Genomic DNA, 17,580 nt, shown 5'->3' on the forward strand with positions numbered 1-17,580 from the left:
CGCAAGTTCCCATTCACTGCCGGGAGTTCCGTTGACGTCTGTAGCCACCCTCCCCCTCGAATCCGCCGCCCGCCGTTGGTCGCCGCGCCGGTTCCTGATGTGCCGTCCCGACCATTTCGACGTCACCTACTCCATCAATCCCTGGATGAATCCCGCCGAGCCCGTCGACCGCGCGCTGGCCATCGCGCAGTGGGAGAAGTTGCGCGCCACGTACACCGAATACGGGCACACCGTGGAGGTGGTGCCCGGTGTCGCGGGCCTGCCCGACATGGTGTTCGCCGCCAACGGCGGGCTGATCGTCGGTGACCGCGCCATGTCGGCTCGTTTCACCCATTCCGAGCGCGCCGCGGAAGGCCCGGCCTATCACGCCTGGTTCGCCCGTGCCGGCTTGCCGAACCTGGTGGCCGCCGCGGAATGCAACGAAGGCGAAGGCGACTTCCTGCTGGTCGGCGACCGGTTGCTGGCCGGAACGGGATTCCGCAGCTCACGCGCCGCGCACGAGGAGGTGGCGCGCCACTTCGGATTACCCGTGGTGTCGCTGGAACTGGTCGATCCGCGCTTCTACCACTTGGACACGGTGCTGCTTCCGCTGGACGCCGACACCATCGCCTACTACCCGCCCGCCTTCAGCCCCGCGGCGCGCGCGGTGCTGGCCGACCTCTATCCCGACGCGATCGTGGCGACCGACGCGGACGCGGCGGTGCTCGGACTGAACGGGGTCTGCGACGGCGCCAACGTCTTTCTCAGCAGCGCGGCCGCCGACCTGAGCGCGGCCCTGCGCGCCCGTGGTTACCATCCGGTGGGTATCGAGATGTCCGAACTGCTCAAAGCCGGTGGCTGCGTCAAATGCTGCACCCTCGAGATCCACGGCAGATGACCTGACGCAGGCATCACGGGAGGCGGCGCGGCCGGACGATATAGCCGTCGCCGGTAGCGACGATGTCGGTGACCTCTCCACGGGGACGGCCGCAGCGGCGATCGCATCCGGACCAGTGCTGACGCCCGGCCACCGCGACGTCCGCGGCGGCTGTCGTCGGCGGTGGATCGAGCGGAACGGCCGGTCCCGGCAGGACTCGGCCCGTGGCGACGGCGTCCGCCGCGTCGGCTCGGACGTCGGTGTGCGATTTCGCGCAGCCCGGCTGCCCGGCGCACGCGCTGACCAGCAGCCACGGGGAGTCGGCGTCGAAGATCGAGCCCATCGGCGCGAGCACGCGCACCACCTGTTCGGCGGTCCACTCCGCCAGATCGGTGATCACCAGACTGCGCCACGGCGTGACGAAGACCGGTCGTTGGACCGCGGCGATGAATTCGGCGGTGCGGGCGGGCAGGGAGCCGAGGCGCACGCCGACGCCGAGCGAGACCGATCCGTCGTCCTGCTGTAGCCAGCCGATCGGAACGCTCGGCGAGGCGGTGAATGCGAGTCTTTCCGCACCAGGGGACAGGCCCAGACGATCGACGACGCGTTCGGCCCCGTGTTCGATCTCGTGCAGCCGCCACCGGCCGGGGTCGTCGCCGCGCAGATCCAGGAATTCGTGCGCGGCGGCCAGCATGACGTCCACAGCATCGGCGGCGGACAGCCGCAGGCCGCTGTCGCCGCCTGCCAGCAGCAGCGCGAACTCGTCCTGCCCGACCGCGTGCACGCCGATGTCGGGGCCGAGGCCGCTGACGTCGCCGCGTCCGTCGTCGAGGGTGAACAGCACCCGGCCGGGCAGGCCGGCCAGCCGCGGCGCCGCGAGCAGGCCGGTGTCCAGCGGGGGAACCAGCGGGCGCACGTCCGCCAAGCCGCCGATCCGGCCCGACAGTGGTGAGGCGATGATGTTGCGCACCCGTTCGTGCGTGGTGCTCGGCAGCAGATCCGCCGCCGCGAGCCGGTCGGTGATGGCGGCCGCATCGCTCACCCGGCGCAGTTGCACGTTGCCGCGCGAGGTGAGCTCGATGGTGCCGTCCGCCAGGTCGCGCGCGGCCTCGGCCAGCGCCTGCAACTGGGCGGGTTCCAGTCGGCCGCCGGGCACGCGGACGCGGGCCAGCGGCCCATCGGCCGCCTGATGCAGCCGCAGCACGCCCGGACAGGAATCAGGAGCACCTCGTGTCATAGCGGCTCCAGCCTACGGACGCCGCCGCCGGGCGGAACGGCCGGTCACTGCCCGATCGATCGCACCCAGTCGACGACGGCGGCCCGGTATTCGGCGGTGTTGCGGGCCAGATTGACCGAGTGCCCGCTGCCGGGCAGCACGAAGGTGCGCAGTCGCGCCGCCGGGCCGAAGAACGGCGCTTCGGTGGCGCGCAGTGTCTCGGCGTCCGCGCAGACGGCGTACGCGGGGCCGCAGGACAGCCGGTCCAGGCTGCCGTTGACGACCAGGACCGGGACGTCGACGAAATTGGTCATCGGCGGAATGGTGGAGGTCAGGCCGTCGGGATACTCGGTCGGCGAGAACACTTCCTTGTTCGCCTCGTCCACCGCGAGAACGTCGGGGTCGGCCGTCTCCGGTGCGAAGAAACTGGCGGCGCGGGTACCGGGTCGCGTCGCGAGATAACCCGGGTCGTAACCGCGCCCGGCGAATGCCGGATCCTCGGCGGCTTGGTGGTAGGTGGAGATGACGCCGAGCACCTCGGAGACGTTGAGCGCATGGGAGAAACCGGTGAGCAGAACGCCGTCGACGTCCTGGTACGTGGTCGCCTCCAGGACGTCGATGCCCGAGCTGAGCGAATGCCCTCCGGTGATGACCTTGCCGAACGGGGGCGCGCCCGCCAGCCCGGCGCGCAGGGACCCGACGATGTCGTGCAGGGCACGGGCGGAGACCGTCGCCGTCACCTGCGTGCTCGGCGGGCGGGTGCTCGCCCCGTTGCCGAGCCGGTCGACCACCAGCGTCGCGATGCCAGCGGCGTTCATCGCGCGCCGGAAGCTGTAGGTCTCCGCAGCGTAGGGGAAATCCCAATAGGTCGCGTTGTAGTTGGAACCCGCGATCAGCACCATGACGGTGTCGGTGGCGTGTGCCGTGGGAGTGCACAAGGAGCCGGCCATCTCTCCGAGCGGTACGGGGATGGAGACCGATACGCAACGTCCTGGCGCGGTGTCCTCGGCGTGGGCGGTGCTCGGTGCCAGACAGAGAAGGATCGCGGCCGCGGACGCGGCGATCGACCGTAGCGAGGTTCGCACGCGACGCAGGCTATGCGTCCACTTCGCCGGACGCAATACCTCTCGTCGCAGGCCGCAGCTGCGTGTGGGCTCCGTAACACCGTTTCCGCCAATCTATTTCGGCGCGCGAGGCGCAGCTGTCGAGATCGGTCGCACGTGCCGATCTTCGCGAGCGTCATCGATCGCGAAGGACAAGACGGAACTGATGTTGTCCGGCGAACGGCCATACCGCGCACAATGATCCGTGGCTATCACGCAGTCGATGCCGCATGCGTGTACCCGGCCGCGCCCGATATCGCGTCGGGACGGCGGATGTCCGGGACGACGCGATGGACAAGGAGCGCGGGAACGTGGGTGCGACGGGACAGGAGGCGGGTATGCGAACGGTGCACTTCGTCGGAAGTTTTCCGGCCGATAGCACGGACGTCGCGATGCGGGCGATGCTGGACAGCGCGGGAACGCGACTGCGTACCTTGCCCACCGGGGAGACCGGGCGCTACGAGTTCTACATCCAGCCGATCATCGAAGACCTGGTCGACCAAGGGGTTCTTGCGGTGAAGAAGCAGGGGACCTGGGGATCGAGCCGGCAGCGGACGATTCATCGCGTCGCGCGCGGCGCCGAATTGCCCGGCGAGACCATGCGTCTGGGCTATCTCGCGGAGGCCGAGGAGGCGCTGCCGATCTTCCGCGCGTTGCGCGCCGAGCGCGAGATGCCCGGTCTCGCACTGCAGATCGGCATGCCGACCGATTTCACGCTCACGTTCATCGCCATGGGAGCCGCAGGCGTGCGGCGGCATCGCCGCGCCTTCCTCGACGCCACCGTGCGTGACATCACGGCCATCCGCGAGCTGGCCGGCGACGACGTCGTCGTGCAGCTGGAAGCCACCGCGGAACTGGTGCTGATGGCGAAGGCGCAGCCGGCGCACCGGCCGGCCGATCGGGCGCTGGGCCTGGGGAAGGGCATCGCCGCGCTGGCCGCGGCCGCTCCCGAGGGCACCCGGTTCGGGGTGCACCTGTGCCTGGGCAGTCTGCGTAACAAGGCGCGCGGCCGCTTGCGCGATGCCAGGCCGCTGGTCGATCTGGCCAATTCGGTCGTCCGGCACTGGCCGCGGGGGCGCGTGCTGGAATACGTGCACGGTCCGCTCGCGGGGGGCGATGTGCCGCCGTCGGAGAAGGCCGAGTTCTATGCGCCGTTGGCGGAACTGGCCCTCGATCCGGGCACGAATTTCTACGCGGGGTTCGTGCACGACGTTCCCACCGAGACTCAGCAGTCGCGGACATTGCGGGTGATCGAGAAGGCGCTGGGCCGCCCGGTCGACGGCGTCGCCTGCGCATGCGGTTTGGGCCGCCGTCCGCGCCCGGTGGCGGACGAGCTCATGGCGCGAGCGCACCTGCTCGCGGCGGGTGGGACGCCCGCCGTGTGAGCCGGTGCGTATGCCGATTCGAAGAGCGCTTCCCACAACGAGATTCGCTACGCTGGTGCTATCGCACGGTCGGGATTGGCAGCGATGGTGCGCGACTGTTTGTCAGGATCCTGATCGGGGCGATCGGGAGGTACGGTGTCCGGCATGGAGCGAGCACCGCGGGGCGTCGATCCGAACCTGCCGAACTCCGCCCGGGTATACGACTATCTCCTCGGTGGCAAAGACAACTACGAGGTGGACCGGGCAGTCGCGCACCGCATGCTGTCCATCGCCCCGGATACCAAGACCCTGGCCTGGTTCAGCCGCCAATTCCTGGTGCGGGCGGTCCAGTCGGCCGCCGAGGCTGGGATCCGGCAGTTCATCGATCTGGGCGCGGGTATCCCGACTTCGCCGAATGTGCACGAGGTCGCCCACAAGGTCGATGCGTCGGCGCGAGTGGTGTACGTCGATTTCGACCCGGTCGTCCACGCGCACTGCAATGCCCTGCTCGCGCACGCGGACGGCGTGACGGCGATGCTGGGGGACGTGCGCCGTCCGGACGACATCATCGACCGGCTGATCAGCGGGGGTGCGATCGACTTCGCGGAGCCGGTCGCGATCACGCTCGTCGGTGTCCTGCATTTCGTGATGGACGACGAAGGTCCCGCCGAGATCGTCGCTCGGCTGCGCGAAGTCATGGCTCCGGGCAGCTATCTGGCGTTCACGCACGGCTCAGACGACAGCGATCCGGACTTCATCAACCAGTCGTCGTCGGATACCGCGAAATCCTCGGCGCAGGTGGTCTATCGGTCCGCGGCCGTGGTCGAGTCGTTCTTCGAAGGATTCGAGATGATCGAGCCCGGTGTGGTTCCCCTGCAGCGGTGGCTCGGTGACGACCTGCCGGAAACCGCGCTGGTGCTGCTCGGCGGTGTGGTCCGCAAGGCGCGGGACGCGCGCGCCGACTAGGGTCGGCGTATGTCCGAAATCGCCACTCTCGCCGACCGGCTCGCCATCATCGATGTGATCACCAAGATGTTCGTGTACACCGATCAGAAGCGCTGGGAGGACTTGTCGGCGGAGGTGTTCACCGCGACCGTGGATTTCGACGGCGGGTTCGGCGGGCCGGTCGGCGAGCGCGCCGCGGCCGACATCATCGCGGACTGGCGCACCGGGCTCGCCGACCTCGACGGGGTGCACCACCAGTCGGGCAACCATCTCATCGATCTGGACGGTGACACGGCGCGCGTGCACGCCGACGCCATCGCGGTGCACGTCAAGAACGCCGCGACCGAGGGCAAGACGCGCACCTTCGTGGGCAGCTACTCCCTCGGTGTCGAGCGCACCGCGCAGGGCTGGCGGGTCAACCGGTTCCACTACCACCTCGAGGTGATCGACGGGAACGCCGACCTGGTCTGATCCGGCGCGCCGGCCGACGCGGCCGTGGTGAAGTGTTCGTGGTGTGCCGGCGAGCGATCGTCATGGTGTCGTCGTCGATCGCGTCCGCGCTCCGGACGCCGGGTTCGCCGTCCTGCGTGAGGCGCGTCCCGGGGCCCAGACGCCGATGAGGATCGCGGCGACGAAGGTGACTACGGCCAGTGCGAGCGCGGCCTGCTGGGCACCGTGCACGAAGGCCGATTCGGCGAGCTCGGCCAAGGGTGCGGCTTGCGGGCCGATGTGCTCGGTGACCTGCAGCGCCGCCGCCAGCGAGTCGCCGACCGGTTCGCGCACCTGTTCCGGCAGCCGCGGCAGGGCGGGCGCGATGCGGTGGCTGTACCCGGCGGCCAGGATGCTGCCCGCGATGGCGATGCCGATCGCCGCGCCCACTTCGCGCGCCGCGTCGTTCACCGCGGCGGCGACACTGTGCTTCTCCACCGGGGTGCCCGCGATGATCGCGGCCGTCGCGGGCGCGGTGCACAGCCCGGTGCCCGCGCTCATGACGAGGAACGGCCAGAGCAGGTCGGCATAGGTGGTGTCGACCTCGACGCGGGAGAGCGCGACGAGCGCGATGCCGATGATCACCAGCCCGCCCGCGATCGGCACACGCAGTCCGACTCGTTCGGCGAGTCGGGGCGCCACCGCCGAGACCGCCACCATCGGCACCATCATCGGCGCCATCGCCAGGGCCGACACGATCGGCCGGTATCCGAGGATCAGCTGCAGGAACTGCACCATCAGCAAGAAGGTCCCGAAGCAGACGAGGAACTGCAGGGTCACCGCCGCGGTGCCGGAGCCGAAGCCTCGATCGGTGAACAGGCGCAGATCCAGCAGGGGGTGCGCCGCCCGCTTCTGCAGCACCACGAACGCCGCGGCCGCCAGCACCGCCACGACGGCGGCGCCGAGCACCAGAGGGTCCGGCCATCCGCGCTCGGGCGCCGTGATCGCGGCCAGTACCAGCGTTCCGACAGCCGTGGCCGAGGTGATCGCCCCCCACCCGTCCAACCTGGGACGATCCAGGTCCACCGACTCCGGCAGTGTGCATCCCGCGATCAGCAGAACCAGTCCCGCCGCGGCCATGGCGAGGAAGATCGACACCCACGACCACCGCTCCAGCAGCAGCCCCGAGCCGAGGATGCCGAGCACCGCGCCCGCGCCGGCGACGCCCGCCCACAGCCCGACGGCATTGCCTCGGCGTGACTCCGGGAATCCGGCGGTGATCAGCGACAGCGTCGAAGGCATGACGAGAGCGGCGCCAACCCCGGCGACCGTACGGCCCGCGATCAACCACCCGGGCGCGTGCAGCAGCGCAGGCGCCGCCGAGGCCGCGGCGAACACGAACAGCCCGATGACCAGCACCGCGCGCCGGCCGAAGCGGTCGCCGAGCGCGCCGGCGGGAAGAACCAGGCAGGCCAGCGCCAGGGTGTACCCATCGACGACCCAGGTGAGCTGCTGCTGACTCGCGCCCGTCGCGGCGGCGATCTCCGGCAGCGCGGTGTACAGCGCCGCCATCGATGCGATGACCAGGGCCACGGTGAGGCAGGAGATCGTCAGCATCCAGCGGTGCGCGGCTGACAAACGTGTCGTGGTGGACCCCACGGCGCCTCCCGGACTGAAACAAAACTGTCAGTATCGCTACGCTACTATCAGTAGCATAAGTGAGCGGGGTGGCGATAGGCGCGACGGAGGAGCAATGTTCGACCCATGACCGGTGCCGCCGACCCGACCCCGCGCGAGTCCACTGCCGACGACGACGTCGACCCGCGCAAGGCGCGCTCCCGCGCCAGACTGCTCGACGCCGCCACCGCGCTGCTGAAAACCGGTGGGCTGGAAGCGGTCACCGTCGAGGCGGTCACCACCATGTCCAAGGTCGCGCGAACCACGCTGTACCGGCATTTCGACAACGCGACGCAGTTGCGCGCCGCCACGCTCGAGCGGCTGCTGCCGCCGGTGATCGAGGCTCCGCCCGCCGGTCCGCTCCGGCGACGACTGATCGAACTGCTCAGCAGGCAGGCCGCGGTCGTCAACGAGGCGCCCTTGCAGATCTCCACGCTGGCGTGGCTGGCCACCGGCGAGCGCGGGGAATCAGGGGCCGGTCCGGATTTCACGTCGCTGCGCCGTCGGCTCATCGAGCAGTACCGCAAGCCGTTCGACCAGCTCTTCGGCGATCCGGAGGTGCGGGCCCAGTTGGGTGACCCGGACGTGACGTTCGCGCTGACCCAGCTCGTCGGTCCGATCGTCTTCGCCAGGCTGGTCGGGCTCGAACCGATCACTCCGGCCGACTGCGCCCGGCTGGTGGACGACTTCTTGGCGGCCCGCGCGAGCGACCGCCCCGCGGGCGGACGGGCGGGGCGCGCGCAGGAGGCCGATCCAGGCGGCAGGTAGCATCGGCGTGCTCGGCGGACGACGAGGAAACCGGTGAAAGTCCGGTGCGGTCGCGCCACTGTCGAAAGCCAGACCCTCCCCGGCGAGCAGCGAACCCCCGATGGGCGCGTCACCCGAGGAAGGCTGTCACCCGTGATTGTGCTGTTGTCCACGTCCGACACCGATCTGCTCAGTGCCCGCGCCAGCGGCGCCGACTACCGGTGGGGAAACCCGGCTCGTCTCCTGGTCGACGACCTGCCCGCCTTGCTCGACGACGCCGACCTGGTGATCGTGCGCGTCCTGGGCGGCAAGCGGGCCTGGGAGGACGGCCTGGAGGCGCTGCGGGCCAGCGGGATTCCGCTCGTCGCGCTCGGCGGCGAGATCGCCCCGGACGCCGAACTGATGGAATGCTCCACCGTCCCCGGCGGCGTCGCGGCCGACGCGCACAACTACCTGGCCGCCGGTGGCCCGGAGAACCTGCGTCAGCTGCACAATTTCCTGTCCGACACCGTGCTGCTGACCGGCCACGGTTTCGAGCCGCCGATTCAGCTGCCCAGCTGGGGCGAGTTGGACCGGGTCGCCGCCGAGCCGGCCGACGGGCCGACCGTGGCGGTGATCTACTACCGCGCCCAGCATCTGGCGGGCAACACCGCTTACGTCGACGCCCTGTGCACCGCGATCGAACGGGCGGGCGCGCGGGCGCTGCCGCTGTACTGCGCGTCGCTGCGCACCGCCGAGCCCGAGTTGCTGGAGACCCTGCGCCGTGCCGACGCGCTGGTGGTGACGGTGCTGGCCGCGGGAGGCACCAAACCGGCCACCGCGTCCGCCGGTGGCGAGGACGAGGCATGGGATGTCGGCGCGCTGGCCGACTTGGATGTGCCCATCCTGCAAGGGCTGTGCCTGACCACCGGGCGCGCCCAGTGGGAGGCCAACGACGACGGCCTCTCACCGCTGGACGTCGCCACCCAGGTCGCGGTGCCGGAATTCGACGGTCGGATCATCACGGTGCCGTTCTCGTTCAAGGAGTTCGACGCCGACGGCCTGTCCACCTACGTCCCCGACGCCGAGCGCGCCGCCAGGGTCGCGGGCATCGCGACGCGCTACGCGCGGCTGCGTCACATCCCGGCCGAACGCAAGCGCGTCGCCGTCATGCTGTCGGCCTACCCGACCAAGCACGCCCGTATCGGCAACGCCGTCGGCCTCGACACCCCGGCCAGCGCGATTCGCCTGCTCACCGAAATGCGCGCCGCCGGTTACGATCTCGGCGCGCCCGGCGAGATCCCCGGCCTGGACGAACAGGACGGGGACGCACTGATCCACGCCCTCATCGCCGCCGGAGGTCAAGACCCCGACTGGCTGACCGCCGAGCAACTGGAGGGCAACCCGATCCGCATCGGCGCGGCGACCTACACCGCTTGGTTCGACACCCTGCCCGGCGACCTGCGCGACGCGGTCGTGGAAGCGTGGGGGCCGCCGCCGGGCGAGCTGTATGTCGACCGCTCCGCCGACCCGGACGGTGAGATCGTCATCGCCGCATTGCGTTTCGGCAACGTCGTGCTCATGGTGCAGCCGCCGCGCGGTTTCGGCGAGAACCCCGTCGCCATCTATCACGACCCGGATCTGCCGCCCAGCCACCACTATCTGGCCGCCTACCGGTGGCTCAGCGCGCCCGAGGGTTTCGGCGCCGACGCGATGGTGCACCTGGGCAAGCACGGGAACCTGGAGTGGTTGCCCGGCAAGACGCTGGGCATGTCGGCCTCCTGCGGCACCGATGCCGCTCTCGGCGATCTGCCGCTGATCTACCCGTTCCTGGTGAACGACCCCGGTGAGGGCACCCAGGCCAAGCGCCGCGCGCACGCCACCCTGGTGGATCATCTGATCCCGCCGATGGCGCGCGCCGAAACCTACGGCGACATCTCGCGTCTGGAGCAGTTGCTCGACGAGCACGCCAATATCTCGGCCCTGGACCCGGCCAAGCTGCCCGCCGTCCGCCAGCAGATCTGGACGCTGATGCGCGCCGCCAAGATGGACCACGACCTCGGCCTGACCGAACGTCCGGACGAGGAATCCTTCGACGACATGCTGCTGCACGTCGACGGCTGGCTGTGCGAGATCAAGGACGTGCAGATCCGCGACGGTCTGCACGTGCTCGGCACGGCCCCGGCGGGGGAGAGCGAACTCGACCTGGTGCTGGCCATGCTCCGCGCGCGTCAGTTGTGGGGCGGCGAGCGCACCGTGCCCGGCCTGCGCGAAGCCCTCGGGCTCGACGAGTCGGGAGGCGAGGCGCGCGAGCGTGTGGACGCCGTCGAGGCTCGCGCCCGCGCCCTGGTCGCGGCCTTGCAGGCGGCGGACTGGTCACCGGAGGCGGTCGACGGCATCACCGACGACCCGCAGGTGCGGCTGGTGCTGCGGTTCGCGGCCACGGAGGTGGTGCCGCGCCTGCGGCAGACCGGCGTGGAGATCGACCGCGTCCTGCACGCGCTGAACGGCGGGTTCATCCCGGCAGGCCCGAGCGGGTCGCCGTTGCGCGGTCTGATCAACGTCCTGCCGACCGGACGCAATTTCTACTCGGTCGATCCCAAGGCGGTGCCGTCCCGGCTGGCCTGGGAGACCGGGCAGGCCATGGCGGAATCCCTGCTGGAGCGCTACCGCGCCGACCACGGCGCATTCCCGCGGTCGGTGGGCCTGTCGATCTGGGGCACTTCCGCGATGCGCACCTCCGGCGACGACATCGCCGAAGTGCTCGCGCTGCTCGGCGTCCGGCCGGTCTGGGACGAGGCCAGCCGCCGCGTCCGCGCGCTGGACGTGATCTCGCTCGCCGAACTCGGCCGTCCCCGCATCGACGTCACGGTGCGCATCAGCGGTTTCTTCCGCGACGCCTTCCCGCACGTGCTGGCCCTGCTGGACGACGCGGTGCGCCTGGTCGCCGATTTGGACGAGCCGGACGAGTCGAACTACGTCCGCGCGCACGCTCGGGCCGACCTCGCCGAGCACGGCGACCAGCGGCGCGCCACCACCCGTATCTTCGGCTCCAAGCCGGGCACCTACGGGGCGGGCCTGTTGCAGCTGATCGATGCGAAGAGCTGGCGCACCGACGACGATCTCGCCGAGGTCTACACCACCTGGGGCGGCTACGCCTACGGGCGCGACCTGGACGGCGCGCCCGCCGCGGAGGACATGCGCGGCGCGTATCGCCGGATCGCCGTGGCGGCCAAGAACACCGACACCCGCGAGCACGACATCGCCGACTCCGACGACTATTTCCAGTTCCACGGCGGCATGGTGGCGACGGTGCGCGCGCTCACGGGCAAGAATCCGGAGGCCTACATCGGCGACAGCACGCGCCCGGACGCGGTGCGCACCCGGACGCTGTCGGAGGAGACGGCGCGGGTGTTCCGGGCCAGGGTGGTGAACCCACGCTGGCTCGAAGCGATGCGCAGGCACGGCTACAAGGGCGCGTTCGAAATGGCCGCGACCGTGGACTATCTGTTCGGCTACGACGCCACCACCAACGTGGTGGCCGACTGGATGTACGAAAAGCTGACGGAGAGCTACGTTTTCGACGAGGTGAACCGAAAGTTCATGGAGCAGTCCAATCCTTGGGCGCTGCACGGGATCGCCGAGCGGCTGCTGGAGGCGGCCGAGCGAAAGCTGTGGGAACACCCCGAATCCGGCACGCTCGAGCGGCTGCGGCAGGTCTATCTGGAGACCGAGGGGGAGCTGGAGTAGCGTCCGCGGTCGTCCCATTTTCCGGATTCGTCACCAAAAACGCTGGCGCGCAGGACATTTCGGGCATCATCAACTGCCCGAACCGGTGATGCGCAACGTCTATAATCGCTAGTGTTTCACGGCTGTACCCAGGTAACGACAGATCGATTCTGCTGAGGATGGGAAGGCTCATGACGTTCAGGAATTTGGTTGCGACCACGCTGCTGACCATCGCCGCCACCGGCGTGACCGCGGCGACCGCGTACGGGCAAGCCGACATCGACGGCGCCGCGGCGAGCGGCGGGAACGAGATCGGCTACACCGCGACCGTCGCGCCGGACCGGTCGAGCGCCGCGATCACGCTCACCGCCGGCTCGTTCACGGTCACGCCGGACGGAAGCATCGCGGTGCTCGGGCCGGACGGGTCGCTCGTGACGTCCGTGCCGACGACCGTGCAGTCCGTCTTCGGCCAGCAGGTCGAAGTGGCTCCCGACATCGATGCGACCGGGACGACGCTGACCTTGACGCCGGTCGGAGCCGCCATCCCGGAACCCGGCGCGCCGCAGTTCATCGGTGACGCGACGACCACATTGGGCGGGCTGGCGATCGGCTGCGCGATCGGGGCGCTGGTCGGTCTGGTCTTCTTCATCGTGGGGGTCTTCCCCGGCTGCGTGGTCGGCGGTCTCATCGGCGCCGCCGCGGGCGCGAGCCGGTAGTGCGGGACTGACCCAGATCGCGGGGGATCGGCCGCGCTCGGCGACGAGCGCGGCCGATTCGATGACGACGCCTAACCCGCCTGCGTCATGCACGGCTCGACGGTGAAGTCGAGCCCGAAATTGTTCAACGTCACCGGCAGGGGAGCGTCCGGGTTGGGGCGCGGCGTCGACCGCAGCCGGAAGTCGGCCGAGGTCAGCAGGTGCGCGAGCAAGGTGCTGGTGACGAACAGCACCAGGTTGCGCCCGGGGCAGTCGGCTGGGCCCGCGCTGAACGGCACGAGCTGGGGGTATCGCTCCGCGCGGCCGTCGAGCCAGATCTCCGGGACGAACTGGTCGGCGAACGGCAGCAGATCGGCGTCCCGGTGGAACGCCGGGACCGCGATCATCAGCGCGGCACCCGCCGCGATGGTGAAGCGCTCCTCGCCGTCGCGCCACTCGGTGTCGGCGGTGATGTCGCGCAGCAGCATGGGGGTGGTCGGCCACAGGCGGACCGACTCGAGCACGCAGGCGCGCAGATAAGCGCGCAGGTCCACCCGGTCCGGATCGGCGGCGTCGGCCAGCGCGCGGGCGTGATGCTCGGGGTGCGTGCTCAGCACGGCCAGCGCCCGGCTCAGCGCGATGCCCGCCGCGTCGAAGGCGAACAACCAGTGCGGTATCTGCCCGACCGGATCGATGGCGCCGCCCGCGGGCACCGCGGCCAACGCCCCGGCGAGACTGTCCGCCGGAGCGGACTCCACGTGGCGATACAGCCGATTGGTGAACTGGTCGCGCTGCCTACGGTGCGCGGGGGCCAGGAACGACCAGTTGCCCGCCGAGCGCAGCCGGGACAGTTCGTCGGTGAGCACGGTGTCGTCGCGACCGCGCTCGCCGAGCACGATCCGCCGCACCAGCCGCCACCAGCGCGTGGTGAACTGCCGCGCGTCCAGGTGGCCGCGGTGCAGGGCCGACAGGATGATCTCGCGCGCCTCCTCCGCGATCGCCTCCGCGAACGGCCCGGCCAGGCGATGCAGCGGTTCGGCCGAATCCAGCGCCGCCTCGTTCACCGCGCGGCGCTGATCGCGGATCGGTCCCTCCGAGAGCAGCACGCCGTGCGGCTGGAACTGGCGCAGCGCGGCGCGCTTCTCCCGATTGGCCGGGCTGAACGGCGTCGGCGCGTCGGCCAGCACCCGTCCTACGTCCTGCGGATCGAGAACGACCACGATCCGGCGCCCCGGCACGACGAGCTCGACCGGGCCCGCGCCGAACTCCCGCCGCAGTTGCCGCACCCGCTCGATCGCTCTGGAATCGGCTCCGGTGCGCTCCAGCAGGCCCAGCACCGGCCTGCGACGCGCGATGACGCCCGAGGCGACCGAGGCGAATCCGAGATCCGCCAGCGCCGCCACCGCGGGCACGCCCACCAATCGGTGTTCGCGGTTTTCTGCCATACGGCCTCCTCCCGGTGCGCACAGGTCGACACGGTGCCGACGACCGGTCACATACCCGGGGACGCGGGCTCGAAACCGCGGCGGGGGCCGAGCGGCGCCGATGCGGCGCCGGGAGAGCTCAGTTCGGCGCCTGCGTCTCGTTCACCGCGAGCGCGGCCTCGACCGAGTCGAACACCGTGAGCAACCGATCCAGCGCGGTCACCTCGATGGGCCTGCGCGCGGCGTCGCTGGGGACGACCCGCAAGCCACCGGAGCCGGTGGCCTCCGAGGCCGCCAGCAGCACGCTCAGCCCGGCGGAGCCGAGGAAACCGACCTTCGTCATGTCCACCACGACCGCGCCGGGCGCGTCGCGCAGCGCCTCGTCGAGGGCCGATTGCAACCGGGGCGCGGACGCCATGTCTATCTCGCCGTGCACGCTGACGACCACCGCGTCCTGCGCCGACCGCACCTCGACCTCCAGCGCTCGGGGCGCGCTTTCGGAACTCACAATCCACCTCCCGTGCCGGCGACGCGTCCACGGCAGTACGCCACGTCGACCTCCGCTCCGGTTCGCGTCTCGTGCGCACTGGTAGTGGCGCAGAGAGCGAGCATTCCGCGGCCAACTTACCCCATCACGGCCGCGGGTAATCACACCGAGCGCCGGACACCGCCGCGGACCAGGCGGTATCGCGTGGCCGGACGAGAACCGCGCGCTGGGCGGGGAACAGCGATCGCGGCGGTCTCTCGGAGCCGGACGATCGCTGGGGGAGGTGTGCGTCATCACGAACAGGCTGTGCTCGGACACACAGAGCAACCGCCGTGACCCGAGCAACGTCGAGTCACGGCGGCAGTGTTCTCCCACAGCGGCGAGGCGCCGCTTCCGCGCGGTGGCGCTATTCCGGCCAGGTCCCGGTGAGCGACTTGTGGCCCGTGGCGCCCGCGCGGTCGATCGCGGCCTTCACCAGACCGAAGACGGCGCCCTGCAATGCCGCGGCGAACAGCACCTCGCGCCAGGAATGATCCCGCGCGGTCGACGACGGAGCTTGCCGCTCGCCGGTGATCTGCTTCCACACCTTGGTGAACACGGCGTTCGCCGCGAGACCGCCGAGCACGCTGATCAGCAGGCCGAGTGGTTTGTAGAGCGTCTTCATCGCCGCCTCCGTACGATCTGCCACACCACGGCCGCGAGCACCGCCGCGCCGACAGCCGCGGGGATCGGGTGGGCGCGCAGTGCGCCACCGGCCTGCCTGCCGCGTTCGGCCACCGGCTCGGGTGTCGCCGCCGCCACCCGGTGGGCGAGGTCCGCCGCGCCCGCCCTGGCCTGCTGGGCCTTGTCCGCGACGGCGAGCGCCGCATCGGACGCCGCGTGCTGCGTCGCCTCGACGGCCTCGTGTGCCTTCTCCTTGCCGCGCGCGGGCACGTCGAGCTTGTGGCCGAGCTCTTCGACCGTCCGGCCGAGATCCGCCCTGGCCTGGTCGCGGTCGCGCCGCAGCGCCGCGACGTCGTCGGTGGGTTGCCCGGCCCGGGGTCGGCTGTCACTCATCCCCGCCTCCTGTCCTTGATCACCTCGATGTCCTCGCGCACGCCATCGACCGCCTCGCGCGGGATCGGCGGACTCGCCTCCGCCACGCTCTTCTTCCCGGCCAGTCCGAGCACCGCAGCGACCACCAGCAGCGCGCCCGCGACGATCAGCGCGGACGCCCAGCCGGGCAGCACCTCGGTGAGCCCGAGCACCGCCGCGGCGACCAACGCCGCGCCGCCGTAGAACGCCAGTAGCGCCGCCACACCCGCCAAGCCGGCTCCGAGGCCGAATCGCTTGCCCTTCTCCCGCATCTCGACGCGGGCGAGCTGCAGTTCGTCGCGGATGAGCCGGGACAGCTGGGTGGTGGCGTCCTCGACCAGCTCGGAGACCGACCGTGAGTTCGCGGGTGGGCGAACCTGTGTCGTCTCGGTCATGAGACCTCCTTCGGCATGTCACACTTCCTGCCCCGCGACTACCCGCGCGTCCGGATTCCAATCGGACGCCGCCTTGGTCTGGCGGGGTGGGTCGGGTGCGACGCGTGAAACGGCCGACGCAGGATCGGAGCCCGCAACGGCTCCGAAACCGTTGCCATGCAGTCAGATTCGTTACCCGGTCAGTTGAGGTAGGGGCCCATCTGCGGGATCGCCTCGACCGGGTGCTCGGCGCGCAAGCCCGCGCCGAGGTCCTGGAACTGCCAGGCGCCGTCGGTGCGGCGCACGCGGCCGAGCACCAAGCCGGTGTGCGGGCCGCCGCCGTTCAGCTCGTGGCGGGCGAGCTCGGTGCCGGCGACAGTGTCGATCACCCGGCAGTACGCGTTGGCGATCCGGTCGAATGTCTGGCCGGTGTAGCAGGTGACGAGGAACAGCACGGTCGTCACCTGCGCGGCGATGCGCGACAGGTCGACGGCGATGATCTCGTCGTCACCCGCGCCTTCGCCGGTCATGCTGTCGCCGTGCAGGCGGACGGCGCCGTCCGTCGAGCTGAGCTGCTCGTGGTACACGACGTCGACGAGCCGGTCCGCCGCGAACAGCAACGCCGCGACGTTGAGATCGATCTCCTCGCGCCGCCGGAACAAGCGCGAACGCTCGGCCGGATCCCAGCCGAGCGCCACGGTGACGTGCTCGAGCGGGACGCCGCGCTCGTCACGGAGTTCGGTGCGCATCGGTGTCTCCTCCGCATCGGAAAGTGGACGGGCCGGGACCATCGGAACGACTTCGGCGGACGAGCAGCGTACCCGTCTTCGCGTCGAATATGGCGAGAATCCAATCCGCGAGGTGGAGCGCCGCGAAGTCATGGCATGCGGGTTGGCACAGAGCAGGTGCGCCGAGACCGCGACGCGGGTCGATCCACGCACGGTCGTACGCCCGCGGAGGCCCCGGTCCGTGCGCGCATCCGGGTCGCGGCGCGACCGCACCCGGCGCCGCCGGTCGGACGAGGCGACCGGCGATGACCGGCACGAAGTCCTGTCGTGCGGATCTGGTCGATCTGGCGTACCCGTACGCGATGGACGCGGTGGCCGAGATCGAGCGCAGACGCATCGAAAGCCGGCTCGACGCGGCCGATTCCGGGACCGCCGCGGCCTTCGCGGCCGTCGTACGGCGGATCCGAGAGACGCTGGCGGCGCTCAGCGTCACCGCCGCGGTGAATCCACCCCCTACGCTCGAGTCGAAGATCTTGCGGGCGATCGACGACTCGGCTCCGCAACCGTGGCGCGGTCGCGGTGCGCCGAGCGAGATGTCCGGCATGCGCCGCCTCGCGCGGGTGGCCATCGGGGCCGTGCGCGTGCCGCGCTGGTGGCCGAGCGGATCGCGGCGTGGTGCCCCGCGCCGGATACGGTCGGCCGGATCGTGGGCGGACCGGACGCGCGATCCCGGGTGACCGGCCTTCCGTGTCG

At 70.7% G+C, this 17,580-nt stretch carries 17 protein-coding genes; 8 read left to right on the plus strand and 9 right to left on the minus strand.

All coding sequences use genetic code 11. The features are described from left to right. The first annotated feature begins 31 nt into the window (after positions 1-31). Complete coding sequence (gene ddaH, locus U3653_RS14885; RefSeq protein WP_323124003.1) at positions 32-877, plus strand: dimethylargininase; 846 nt, start codon at positions 32-34, stop codon at positions 875-877. Positions 878-890: 13 nt separating this feature from the next. Here ddaH and cobG read toward each other — a convergent pair whose 3' ends face one another. Together cobG and U3653_RS14895 are read right to left on the minus strand one after the other, a co-directional pair. Then, positions 891-2,093, minus strand: coding sequence for a precorrin-3B synthase (gene cobG / locus U3653_RS14890; RefSeq protein ID WP_195080016.1), 1,203 nt, complete (start codon positions 2,091-2,093; stop codon positions 891-893). A 44-nt stretch (positions 2,094-2,137) separates the two neighbouring features. Continuing rightward, the gene (locus U3653_RS14895) at positions 2,138-3,157 is read right to left on the minus strand and encodes an alpha/beta fold hydrolase (RefSeq protein WP_195080015.1); all 1,020 of its coding nucleotides are present in this window, start codon (positions 3,155-3,157) and stop codon (positions 2,138-2,140) included. 356 nt (positions 3,158-3,513) lie between these two features. Between U3653_RS14895 and U3653_RS14900 the strand changes: the two genes are divergently transcribed. From U3653_RS14900 to U3653_RS14910, 3 genes are all read left to right on the plus strand, one after another. Further along, positions 3,514-4,560, plus strand: coding sequence for a hypothetical protein (locus U3653_RS14900; protein ID WP_195080014.1), 1,047 nt, complete (start codon positions 3,514-3,516; stop codon positions 4,558-4,560). Positions 4,561-4,704: 144 nt separating this feature from the next. Beyond that, complete coding sequence (locus U3653_RS14905) at positions 4,705-5,505, plus strand: SAM-dependent methyltransferase (RefSeq protein ID WP_195080013.1); 801 nt, start codon at positions 4,705-4,707, stop codon at positions 5,503-5,505. Between the two features lie 9 nt (positions 5,506-5,514). Continuing rightward, entirely contained in the window at positions 5,515-5,955 is a 441-nt protein-coding gene (locus U3653_RS14910; RefSeq protein ID WP_195080012.1) for a nuclear transport factor 2 family protein, read from the plus strand. 60 nt (positions 5,956-6,015) lie between these two features. On the opposite strand, the gene U3653_RS14915 is transcribed toward U3653_RS14910, so the two are convergent. Next, positions 6,016-7,530 carry an MFS transporter gene (locus U3653_RS14915; RefSeq protein WP_195080296.1) on the minus strand — a complete coding sequence of 505 codons (1,515 nt, stop codon included), beginning with the start codon at positions 7,528-7,530 and terminating at the stop codon, positions 6,016-6,018. 147 nt (positions 7,531-7,677) lie between these two features. On the opposite strand from U3653_RS14915, the gene U3653_RS14920 reads away from it, so the two are divergent. The 3 genes from U3653_RS14920 to U3653_RS14930 all read left to right on the plus strand — a co-directional run bounded on the left by U3653_RS14920 (position 7,678) and on the right by U3653_RS14930 (position 12,761). Beyond that, the gene (locus U3653_RS14920) at positions 7,678-8,358 is read left to right on the plus strand and encodes a TetR/AcrR family transcriptional regulator (protein WP_195080011.1); all 681 of its coding nucleotides are present in this window, start codon (positions 7,678-7,680) and stop codon (positions 8,356-8,358) included. 132 nt (positions 8,359-8,490) lie between these two features. Continuing rightward, complete coding sequence (gene cobN, locus U3653_RS14925) at positions 8,491-12,066, plus strand: cobaltochelatase subunit CobN (RefSeq protein ID WP_195080010.1); 3,576 nt, start codon at positions 8,491-8,493, stop codon at positions 12,064-12,066. 170 nt (positions 12,067-12,236) lie between these two features. Then, entirely contained in the window at positions 12,237-12,761 is a 525-nt protein-coding gene (locus tag U3653_RS14930) for a DUF8020 domain-containing protein (RefSeq protein ID WP_195080009.1), read from the plus strand. Between the two features lie 71 nt (positions 12,762-12,832). Here U3653_RS14930 and U3653_RS14935 read toward each other — a convergent pair whose 3' ends face one another. The 6 genes from U3653_RS14935 to U3653_RS14960 all read right to left on the minus strand — a co-directional run bounded on the left by U3653_RS14935 (position 12,833) and on the right by U3653_RS14960 (position 16,848). Next, positions 12,833-14,185, minus strand: coding sequence for a cytochrome P450 (locus tag U3653_RS14935; protein ID WP_195080008.1), 1,353 nt, complete (start codon positions 14,183-14,185; stop codon positions 12,833-12,835). A 118-nt stretch (positions 14,186-14,303) separates the two neighbouring features. Further along, positions 14,304-14,672, minus strand: coding sequence for an STAS domain-containing protein (locus U3653_RS14940; RefSeq protein ID WP_323124005.1), 369 nt, complete (start codon positions 14,670-14,672; stop codon positions 14,304-14,306). A gap of 385 nt (positions 14,673-15,057) precedes the next feature. Next, positions 15,058-15,315 (minus strand): DUF4235 domain-containing protein, encoded by a 258-nt coding sequence (locus tag U3653_RS14945; protein WP_195080007.1) that lies wholly within the window; start codon positions 15,313-15,315, stop codon positions 15,058-15,060. Continuing rightward, the gene (locus U3653_RS14950) at positions 15,312-15,707 is read right to left on the minus strand and encodes a DUF3618 domain-containing protein (RefSeq protein WP_195080006.1); all 396 of its coding nucleotides are present in this window, start codon (positions 15,705-15,707) and stop codon (positions 15,312-15,314) included. The genes U3653_RS14945 and U3653_RS14950 overlap by 4 nt, the downstream gene beginning before the upstream one ends. Further along, positions 15,704-16,120, minus strand: coding sequence for a phage holin family protein (locus U3653_RS14955; RefSeq protein WP_195080005.1), 417 nt, complete (start codon positions 16,118-16,120; stop codon positions 15,704-15,706). Before U3653_RS14955 ends, U3653_RS14950 begins: the two co-directional genes overlap by 4 nt. 179 nt (positions 16,121-16,299) lie before the next feature. Further along, positions 16,300-16,848 carry a TerD family protein gene (locus U3653_RS14960; RefSeq protein WP_195080004.1) on the minus strand — a complete coding sequence of 183 codons (549 nt, stop codon included), beginning with the start codon at positions 16,846-16,848 and terminating at the stop codon, positions 16,300-16,302. Positions 16,849-17,132: 284 nt separating this feature from the next. Here U3653_RS14960 and U3653_RS14965 point away from each other — a divergent pair, with 284 nt between their 5' ends. Continuing rightward, positions 17,133-17,564, plus strand: a complete 432-nt coding sequence (locus U3653_RS14965) for an RskA family anti-sigma factor (protein ID WP_195080003.1) — start codon at positions 17,133-17,135, stop codon at positions 17,562-17,564. Positions 17,565-17,580: the final 16 nt, after the last annotated feature.

It is taken from the genome of Nocardia implantans, assembly GCF_035544775.1.
Lineage (GTDB): Bacteria > Actinomycetota > Actinomycetes > Mycobacteriales > Mycobacteriaceae > Nocardia > Nocardia implantans.

What these genes read in the sequence shown, in the direction of transcription:
- U3653_RS14950 (WP_195080006.1), bottom strand. Translation starts at nt 15,707, where the DNA reads ATGAGTGACAGCCGACCCCGGGCCGGGCAACCCACCGACGACGTCGCG.
- U3653_RS14920 (WP_195080011.1), top strand. Translation starts at nt 7,678, where the DNA reads ATGACCGGTGCCGCCGACCCGACCCCGCGCGAGTCCACTGCCGACGAC.
- U3653_RS14915 (WP_195080296.1), bottom strand. Translation starts at nt 7,530, where the DNA reads ATGCTGACGATCTCCTGCCTCACCGTGGCCCTGGTCATCGCATCGATG.
- U3653_RS14945 (WP_195080007.1), bottom strand. Translation starts at nt 15,315, where the DNA reads ATGAAGACGCTCTACAAACCACTCGGCCTGCTGATCAGCGTGCTCGGC.
- cobG (WP_195080016.1), bottom strand. Translation starts at nt 2,093, where the DNA reads ATGACACGAGGTGCTCCTGATTCCTGTCCGGGCGTGCTGCGGCTGCAT.
- U3653_RS14955 (WP_195080005.1), bottom strand. Translation starts at nt 16,120, where the DNA reads ATGACCGAGACGACACAGGTTCGCCCACCCGCGAACTCACGGTCGGTC.
- U3653_RS14900 (WP_195080014.1), top strand. Translation starts at nt 3,514, where the DNA reads ATGCGAACGGTGCACTTCGTCGGAAGTTTTCCGGCCGATAGCACGGAC.
- U3653_RS14905 (WP_195080013.1), top strand. Translation starts at nt 4,705, where the DNA reads ATGGAGCGAGCACCGCGGGGCGTCGATCCGAACCTGCCGAACTCCGCC.
- U3653_RS14960 (WP_195080004.1), bottom strand. Translation starts at nt 16,848, where the DNA reads ATGCGCACCGAACTCCGTGACGAGCGCGGCGTCCCGCTCGAGCACGTC.
- U3653_RS14935 (WP_195080008.1), bottom strand. Translation starts at nt 14,185, where the DNA reads ATGGCAGAAAACCGCGAACACCGATTGGTGGGCGTGCCCGCGGTGGCG.
- U3653_RS14965 (WP_195080003.1), top strand. Translation starts at nt 17,133, where the DNA reads ATGACCGGCACGAAGTCCTGTCGTGCGGATCTGGTCGATCTGGCGTAC.
- U3653_RS14910 (WP_195080012.1), top strand. Translation starts at nt 5,515, where the DNA reads ATGTCCGAAATCGCCACTCTCGCCGACCGGCTCGCCATCATCGATGTG.
- U3653_RS14930 (WP_195080009.1), top strand. Translation starts at nt 12,237, where the DNA reads ATGACGTTCAGGAATTTGGTTGCGACCACGCTGCTGACCATCGCCGCC.